This is a genomic window from Vibrio sp. (assembly GCF_050299255.1).
In the GTDB taxonomy this organism is placed as follows: Bacteria; Pseudomonadota; Gammaproteobacteria; order Enterobacterales; family Vibrionaceae; genus Vibrio.
Genome location: NZ_JBNKVP010000106.1, coordinates 1 through 8,231, shown reverse-complemented (window position 1 = coordinate 8,231; position 8,231 = coordinate 1). Strand labels below are relative to the sequence as shown.

The following is an 8,231-nucleotide window of genomic DNA, read 5'->3' as shown; positions in this document are numbered from 1 at the left end:
CTGGGATAAGTTATGTCACTTCTAAATCGTCAAGTATTGGCGCTCGCACCACTTTCATTGTCGTTGTCGGTCTGTGCAGCCTCGTCGCCACAAGCTCCGGCAACGGATTACCCTTTTAATGCAGAACAATTGCAACAAGTGCTGCAGCCACGAGAAGAGTTAATGCGCGCGGTATCGATACAGTATGATGGACAAAGTTATGACCGTATCTTGGCTTCGGAGGTGGGAGAAGTCGACTTACCTAACGGGGACACACGCTTAGATCTATTGATTATGCTCGCTAACTCCAGTGACCATATAGTGGTGTTGCGGGTCAAGGGCTTTGAAACCGTGTTTGAACAACAGGCTGAATGTGAGCTGCTGCTACCTGAAGGTGTAGGCTATCTTCGTAGCAATACGAGTTGTCAGTTAAAGCCGAACGGAGAGCGATACACTACCCATCTGGACAATGGTGAAACGGTAACCTTCACGGCAAAACAGGATGCGCAATATATCGATGCGTTTGGCAGTATCATGTTCAAAGTCGATCCTCTTAAATCAAACGAAAATACTGAACTTAGATTAACCAGTTATTCTGCTTTTGATCCTGTGTTTGAATTCTTTGGTGGTACAAAGCAGCCTGGGAGTCTGGGAACCGCCAGCTACCTCTCACTCAAGCAAGTACTTGATAAATACCCTAATAAAAAGGCAGTGCTGGTGATAGAAAATTCTATAAGCGGCTCGGTAGATGATGAAATTAACATGTTCACTGGTATGTTGTTACGTCAGAGAAAAGTCGACACCTACCTGAGTTACACCGGGCAGGTCGCTTCTGGAGGGGTGGATCTGTTCAGTGCCGGATACCATCGAACCGTTGAGCTGGCCGAGCCGAATGAAGACATTAGCCGTAGTGAAAGACTGGGAGTTCACAGTTGGTACGATGATGAAACGAGTCAAGAGGCGACAGAAATGCCTTATCAGGACATCGGCCACTATCGCCAGGCAAGTTATTTTACGCAAATGTTGGCCGATAAAGGCGTTCCTTTCTATCTGTATACGATCAATGCAGCACCGGCACACGGTATCCATTACATGTCCAGGTCAGAAACCGAACAATACCGTCTGGTCAATGAGTTCGTAGTTAAGCCAGCTAAATAGAAATTTTATGTGTGTGGTTGAGTAGGTTAACCTTGGGTATTGCCTGTGTGTATTTACAGGTACTGGATGTTTATGGTCAATGTGTGATTTCTGTCACTATATCATGAAACAAAGTGTGGGTTTTATCGCGTGTTTCAAATTGTAAAGAAAAAAAAATCGGTATATTGTTCCGATCTTTTCTCTAACAATCATAAAAATTACGAGATTTAAATGTGAACACGCCAAAAATGGTCATTGTAGAAGACGATGAGAAGCTGCAAGGGATGCTTGGGGACTATTTCAGTTCCCAGGGCTTCGAGGTCTTCACGGTGAATAATGGCACGGATGCACCTAATTTAATTATCGAGCAACAACCGGATATTGTTATTCTAGATCTGATGTTACCCGGTCAGGACGGTCTGGCTATCTGTCGCCAGGTGAGGGACCATTATTCGGGTAAGATCCTGATGTTGACCGCCAGTGACGATGATTTCGACCATGTTGCCGGACTGGAAATGGGCGCCGATGACTTTGTCAACAAGCCCATCAAACCAAGAGTTTTGTTGGCACGGGTTCGCATGTTACTGCGCCGCTTTGATTCGCATGGCGAGTGCCATGATGATAACTCGATCTCATTTGGTAAGCTGTCGCTCAACAAAATCAAGAAACTGTGTGTCATGGCCGGTGACGAAGTACCGCTGACCGATGGTGAGTTTGATTTGCTCTGGCAACTGGCCAGTCACTCCGAACAAGTGTTATCCCGCGAGGTGTTGACCAAAACCATTCGCGGTATTGAATACGATGGCTTGGATCGCACTATTGATAACCGAATTGTTATCCTCAGGAAAAAGCTGAGTGACTGCAGTTCGCCACCACGAAAAATTATGACTGTCAGGGGTAAAGGTTACCTATTTGTTCCTGATGCCTGGGAGTAGTAACCATTGAGCATGTGGCGTATTTACCTGGAAGCGTTTCTGGGCGTAATTTTGGCTTTTGTTCTCGCGCTATTCAGTTATGAACTGACCATCTATCAGTTGACCACGGACTACGATTTCGTCCTGGACGATTATGAAGCGGAAGCGCTGCATGCTCTTATTTATCCAACCTATCGCGATTCTGGCGTCAAAGCGGCAGAAGAGGCGATGCAAAATTATACCTACACCACCCGTCAGGAATTTACCCCTGTACTGCGCTCGGCGGTGCCCATCGATATTCTGTTTGAATTTCAGCGTCACCCAGACCGAATGGTGATCTTTGACGATGATCGTGCATTGTGGTTTCGCTTTGATCAGACTTCCAAAATCTACCGGATTACTGAAGATGAAGACACGCCACTGCGACGCGCTATTTTCCGTGATGACAATGTGGTTTGGCTATTCTTTCTGGCCGGTTTTTCGGTCTATTGCGCGATACTGATCTGGTTTATCAGCCGGCGCGCCAGGGCTCTGGAAAAGTGCACTCTGGCGTTCGCTGAGGGGGATCTGTCGGTGAGAGCCAAGACGTCCAGCGCTGTTGCTGTAGGGACGCTGAACAAAAGTTTCAATCTGATGGCGGATCGGATATCCAACCTCATCAGTGCCAACCGTATGCTGACTAACGCCGTGGCGCATGAGTTGCGTACACCGATTTTCCGTATGCAGTGGCAGGCAGATATGCTGGCGGGTACGCAGTTAACCCCTAAGCAGCAGCAACTGGTCAATGACATTATTGATGATGCCGACGAAATGGGCGATATGATTGAAGAGCTCATCTACCACGCCAAAATGGAGCGTCCTGAAACGACGATAGAATACAGTGACGTGACAATTGCTCCCTGGTTACTGGATCAGCAATCCAAGTGGCAGCGTGACTGTGACAAAGCCATCGTTATTGATTGCCAATCGGATTTACTGACCGCGCCGTTAGACGCCAGTCTGTTCAAGCGGGCTCTGGATAACCTGGTACGTAACGCGATGCGCTATGCGCAAAGTCAAATTCGCGTTCAGGTCTCGGAAGAGCATCAACAGATCGTGTTTCGGGTAGAAGACGATGGCATAGGGGTGGACGAAAAAGACTGGCCACACCTGTTTGACGCTTTTTATAGCGCCGATAAATCTCGCAACAAGGCGACCAGTGGTTTTGGGCTGGGATTGGCTATCGTGAAACAGATAGTCAAAAAACATGGTGGCACAGCGGAGGTCAGTCGCAGTGTTCTCGGCGGGGCGAAGTTTAGCTTATCGGTACCCTGTGAGGTGGAATAAGCCTGCATAATTGTCCAGCCTCGATCCTGATGTGATTGGCTATGTTAATATTAAGCCGTCGAATATTCGCGCCAAGCACGAAGGGAATCCAGCAATTATGAAAATCGCCATCATTGGCTTGGGAGACATTGCCCAGAAAGCCTATCTGCCCATCATCACTCAGTTAGAGGGCATCCAACCGGTATTTTGTACTCGTGACGCTACCACATTGCAGCGACTGGCAACTCGTTATCGGGTGGTTGAGTTCTGTCCGGATTACCGTGACCTGCCCGGGATGGGGATCGATGCAGTGATGATCCACGCCGCAACGTCGGTACATGCCGAGTTGGCGCAGTACTTTCTGGCTCACGGCATTGCCACGTTTGTTGATAAGCCACTAGCTGATAACGCGGCAGAAGTTGAGAACCTGTATGAAATGGCCGAGCGCTATCGCCAGCCGCTGTACGTTGGTTTTAATCGCCGTCATGTTCCCCTGTTTAATCAGCATATCCCCGAAATGGCGCAGGGGCAGACTGGTGCCATAACCTCTTTACGTTGGGAAAAGCACCGCTTTGATTTGCCGGGAGAGGTACGTACTTTCATTTTCGATGACTTTATTCACCCGCTGGATAGTGTCAATCTCAATGCCCAAAGCCGCTTGCAAGATGTCTTTGTCCACTGGCGTAAAGATGGTCAGAAACTGGCGGCGTTGGAAGTGCAGTGGCAACATCAGGGCACGTTACTTTCGGCTGTTATGAACCGCCAGTTTGGCACTACGTTGGAAAGAGTTAATGTGAGCTATCAAAATCGCGCCTATCAGTTCGATTCTTTTAGCCAGGGATGCTGCTGGAGTGAGCGAAACCAAAGCGAGATCGCACTGCCGGATTGGACGCCAATGCTCAGCAGTAAAGGGTTTGAAGCCATGATTCTCGATTGGATTCGGGTGGTCAGACAGGGCTACATTGAGCCTGCAACGGTAGAGCGTAATATTGCCAGCCACCAACTGGCAGAAGCTCTGTGCGAGCGGATTTTAACCGATCTATAGTGGATATCAGGCCGCCGTGCGCCACGCTAACGGTAGCCCGTCCCGTATAAGTAATTTATTGCTGCCGATCACATTTGGTATTGGTTGCTATTAATTTCGTTTATCATTAGCTGCTCAGAAGTTCACAACAAGTTGGCGGTCATGATCTCGGAGTGGTTCTCTTCACCAGCACTGATTGCAGTGCTACTCATCTTTATTGGCTCTTTTGTTCAGACAGCGATTGGCTTTGGACTGGCGATCGTCTCTGCACCATTGCTGTTTCAGGTCTCTCCAGATTACGTTCCGGCACCTATCTGTTTGGTGGCACTGTTCATTTCACTTTTGAATGCGCTTAAGCACCGTGACAGCGTTGAAATAGGCGGTTTGAAAATGGCGTTGATCGGCCGGGTGCCTGGCTCTATTGCCGGTGGGGTGTTACTGGTTATGGTGTCGGCCAGCATGTTGTCGCTGTGGCTGGGAGTATTGGTACTGTTTGCCGTCGCAGTAAGTTTAATGCCGGTCCGAATTGAACCTACCCCAACCCGCATGGCCGTAGCGGGGTTCTTTTCCGGCTTTTTTGGTACCAGCTCGGGTATTGGCGGGCCGCCGATGGCGCTGTTGCTGCAACATCAGGAAGCGAGCCGGCTACGCGGAAATTTGTCAGCGTTTTTTGTTTTCAGCTCGTTTATTTCACTGCTAATCCAGATGCCGGCCGGGTTTCTAACCCTGCACCATGTTTGGATAACCATCCCTTTAGTTCCTGCCGCCTGGTTGGGCTATCGTCTGGCGCTGGCCACCACAGCCGCTCTGCCCACGGAGAAAATTCGCTATGGCGCGTTAATCCTCTGTTGCCTGAGTGGTCTGACAGCGGTCTGGCAAGGGCTGAGCTAAATAAAATGGCGGCCTGGGCCGCCGTTTATAACATGGCTAATTTAGCTGATACCATTGGGCTGGAAATGAAAGATCGCCATTGATGTCGGTGCTATCAGCACCTGTTTGTGGTCAATACTCTCGTGCAGGGCGTGAGAGTCGGTATTACAGATCATAGTCCAGGTCTGGCCGTTTTTGGTCGGCAGTGTAAATCTGGCCGGTGCATTGGTCTGGTTAATGCAGTAAAACAGCTCCTGACCATATTTGCTGATGCCGAGGTGCAGTGCCACCGAACTTAATTGATTCCAGTCCTCATGGGCCATTACGGTGCCGTCTATCCGGTACCAGTGTATACGGTTGTGATTACGTTTTTCTCCGCTGAACGCCCGAATAAAAGGCACCATGTATTTCTGTCTGGCAGAGACCATCTCGGCAAGCCACTGCCTAAAGGCTGACTTGGTTTCAGAATCCTTCCAGTTGAGCCAGCTGATTTCGTTATCCTGACAATAAGCGTTGTTGTTGCCTCGTTGACTGTGCGACAGCACATCGGCGGTCAATATGTGCGGTATGCCAAAGGAAAATAATAACGTGGCCATGAAATTGCGCTTCTGTTTTTCACGAATCGCCACGATCAATGGATTGTCGGTGTCACCTTCGACGCCGTAATTTTCAGAGCGGTTATCACCATGGCCATCACGGTTATTTTCGCCATTCGCTTCATTGTGCTTATGCTTGTAGGAGACTAAATCCTGCATGGTGAAGCCGTCATGATAGGTGATGTAATTGACGGTTAACTTGTAAGGCCACATCGAAGCGCTATAGAGATCACGCGAGCCCATCAGGCGAGTGGCAAACTCTTTCAGAAAGCCGTGGTCACCGCGCCAGAAGCTGCGGATGTTGTCACGTAACCGGTCGTTGCACTCACTCCAGCCAAACGGGAAATTCCCCACCTGATAGCCGTGTGGGCCAATATCCCAGGGCTCTGCTATCAATTTGACCTGTTTTAGAACTGGATCCTGGGCGACGGCTTTAAAGAACGCCGCGTCACGACTGAAATGTTCACCATGGCGGCCCAATGTGGCGGCCAGGTCAAAACGAAAACCATCTATCTGGTATTCACTCACCCAGTGGCGCAGGGTATCCATCACCAGGTTTAGCGTCGCCTGATGGGAAAGATCCAGCGTATTGCCGCAGCCGGTGAAGTTGGCGTAGTGAGAGGCGTGTTTGAGGTAATAGTGCTTATCCAGCGCTTTAAGGTTAAAGACCGGCCCTTCTGCACCACCTTCCGCTGTGTGGTTATATACCACGTCCAGAATCACTTCAATACCATTACGATGCAGCTCTCGGATGGCGGTTTTCAGTTCGGTAACAGCGTCCTGGCCAGCGTATCTTGGGTCAGGAGCCATAAACAGGTATGGGTTGTAGCCCCAGTAATTCACTTTTCCCATGTTGAGCAAATGCGGCTCATGCATGCAGGCGGCGATGGGCAGCAGCTGAATCGCGTTGATGTTCTGCTGGCGATAAAAGTTCAACATTGCCTCGCTTACCAGACCGAGGTATTTGCCTTGCTGGTTGGCGGGAACTTCCGGGTTAAGTTTGCTTACGCCTTTAACGTGGGTTTCAAACAGCACCATTTCATCTCTGGCCAGATCTGGTTTGGGAACCTGCTGCCAATCGAACTGGTCGTCTGTGACCACACATTTGGCCAACTGAAAACTTTTTGCCGAGTTGAAAGGCAGTTGATACGTCAACTCTTTATCGATTGCCTTGGCGTATGGGTCAGAGATGTAGTGAGGTTCACCATCGATATCAATAATGAAGCCATACTTTTGGCCAGCTTTGATCTCTTTCAAATAGGTGTATTTGACACCGGCATAGCGATTATCCAGTGGGTAGGTCTTATAGTGACCCTGGTCGTCAAACAAAGCCAGTTTGATCGACTTATTGTCTGGCGCGTAAACGGAAAAGTTACAACCTGAACCGTCTAAAGTCGCACCTAGTGGGTATGGGCGAGAGCACTTCATTATATGTCAATGATACGATGTTATTTTAATTAATGAAGTTATAGTTAAATGCTTTGTCTTGCCTTGGTCAAGCGCCCCGTCAAATTATTCCGTATGTTTTGTTTTTGAAATGACCTACATTGTTGCACTTTAAACCGTGATCTAAGTAATATTTACACCCGCATTCTAGAGTATTTAACTTAACTTCCATCTCTAAAAAATGTGATTCAAATAAATGAATATCATGCTGTAAAAGGCCTGATCCACTCTCTCACAGCTCAAATTTAGATCGAAATATGAGAATTTCAGCTGGTCAGCCCTTGAGTAGTCTAGACTTCACTTGAGTAAACGCGGATATATCCAAGCGCTGAATATATCCCATATTCTCCCTGTACAGATTTGCCTGTAGCGGAATTGGTGGGCGCTGATTGGGGGAACTAGGAACAATACAATAATATCTCAATGGAGTTAATGATGAAAAAAGTAAGTGTTCTAGCTACAGCAGTGGCCGCATCTCTTGCTGCTGGATCAGCTCTGGCGGTTGATTTCTATGGTTACTTTCGCGCCGGTACCGGCATAAGTGCATCGGGTACTGGTGATGTAGCTGTCGACAAAGCCGGTATCGGTCGTTTGGGTAATGAAAACGACAACTACTATGAGTTTGGCTTCCGCGAGGAGTTTAAACGTGCGGAACAGATTTGGAAAATCGAATCCATGATTGCTCGCGGTGACCAAGGTAACAGAGGCTGGGAAAACGACAACCCAGTGAACATCGCTCAGTTTGCCGTGAAAGCGCAAGGTTTGCTCTCCAACGATAAGGACGCAACACTTTGGGCAGGTAAAACCTACTACCAACGTCGAGATATCCACATCACAGACTTTTACTTCCTGAACACCTCAGGGACCGGTGGGGGTATCGAGAACCTGTCTGTAGGCAATCAAAAGCTCTCTCTAGCGTTAATCCAAGATGGTGGTGACAGTAGTACTTCATCAACGGGT

The 8,231-nt window shown here is 48.5% G+C and carries 7 protein-coding genes; 6 read left to right on the top strand and 1 reads right to left on the bottom strand.

The features are described from left to right. Window positions 1–12: 12 nt before the first annotated feature. From ACQY6F_RS17350 to ACQY6F_RS17330, 5 genes are all read left to right on the top strand, one after another. A complete protein-coding gene (locus ACQY6F_RS17350) occupies window positions 13–1,137 on the top strand; it encodes a hypothetical protein (RefSeq protein ID WP_428776224.1) in 1,125 nt (374 codons plus the stop codon). A 227-nt stretch (window positions 1,138–1,364) separates the two neighbouring features. After that, complete coding sequence (locus tag ACQY6F_RS17345; RefSeq protein ID WP_428776227.1) at window positions 1,365–2,051, top strand: response regulator; 687 nt, start codon at window positions 1,365–1,367, stop codon at window positions 2,049–2,051. A 12-nt stretch (window positions 2,052–2,063) separates the two neighbouring features. Continuing rightward, window positions 2,064–3,356: an ATP-binding protein gene (locus ACQY6F_RS17340; RefSeq protein WP_428776226.1), complete on the top strand. Its 1,293-nt coding sequence runs from the start codon at window positions 2,064–2,066 to the stop codon at window positions 3,354–3,356. Between the two features lie 97 nt (window positions 3,357–3,453). Then, window positions 3,454–4,380 (top strand): Gfo/Idh/MocA family protein, encoded by a 927-nt coding sequence (locus tag ACQY6F_RS17335; RefSeq protein WP_428776223.1) that lies wholly within the window; start codon window positions 3,454–3,456, stop codon window positions 4,378–4,380. A gap of 141 nt (window positions 4,381–4,521) precedes the next feature. Beyond that, window positions 4,522–5,250, top strand: a complete 729-nt coding sequence (locus tag ACQY6F_RS17330; protein ID WP_428776221.1) for a sulfite exporter TauE/SafE family protein — start codon at window positions 4,522–4,524, stop codon at window positions 5,248–5,250. A gap of 41 nt (window positions 5,251–5,291) precedes the next feature. On the opposite strand, the gene glgX is transcribed toward ACQY6F_RS17330, so the two are convergent. Beyond that, on the bottom strand, window positions 5,292–7,253 hold the full coding sequence (glgX, locus tag ACQY6F_RS17325; RefSeq protein WP_428776220.1) for a glycogen debranching protein GlgX: 1,962 nt from the start codon (window positions 7,251–7,253) through the stop codon (window positions 5,292–5,294). A 453-nt stretch (window positions 7,254–7,706) separates the two neighbouring features. Here glgX and ACQY6F_RS17320 point away from each other — a divergent pair. After that, window positions 7,707–8,231 (top strand): carbohydrate porin (locus ACQY6F_RS17320; RefSeq protein WP_428776219.1); only part of this gene is annotated, 525 nt, incomplete at its 3' end.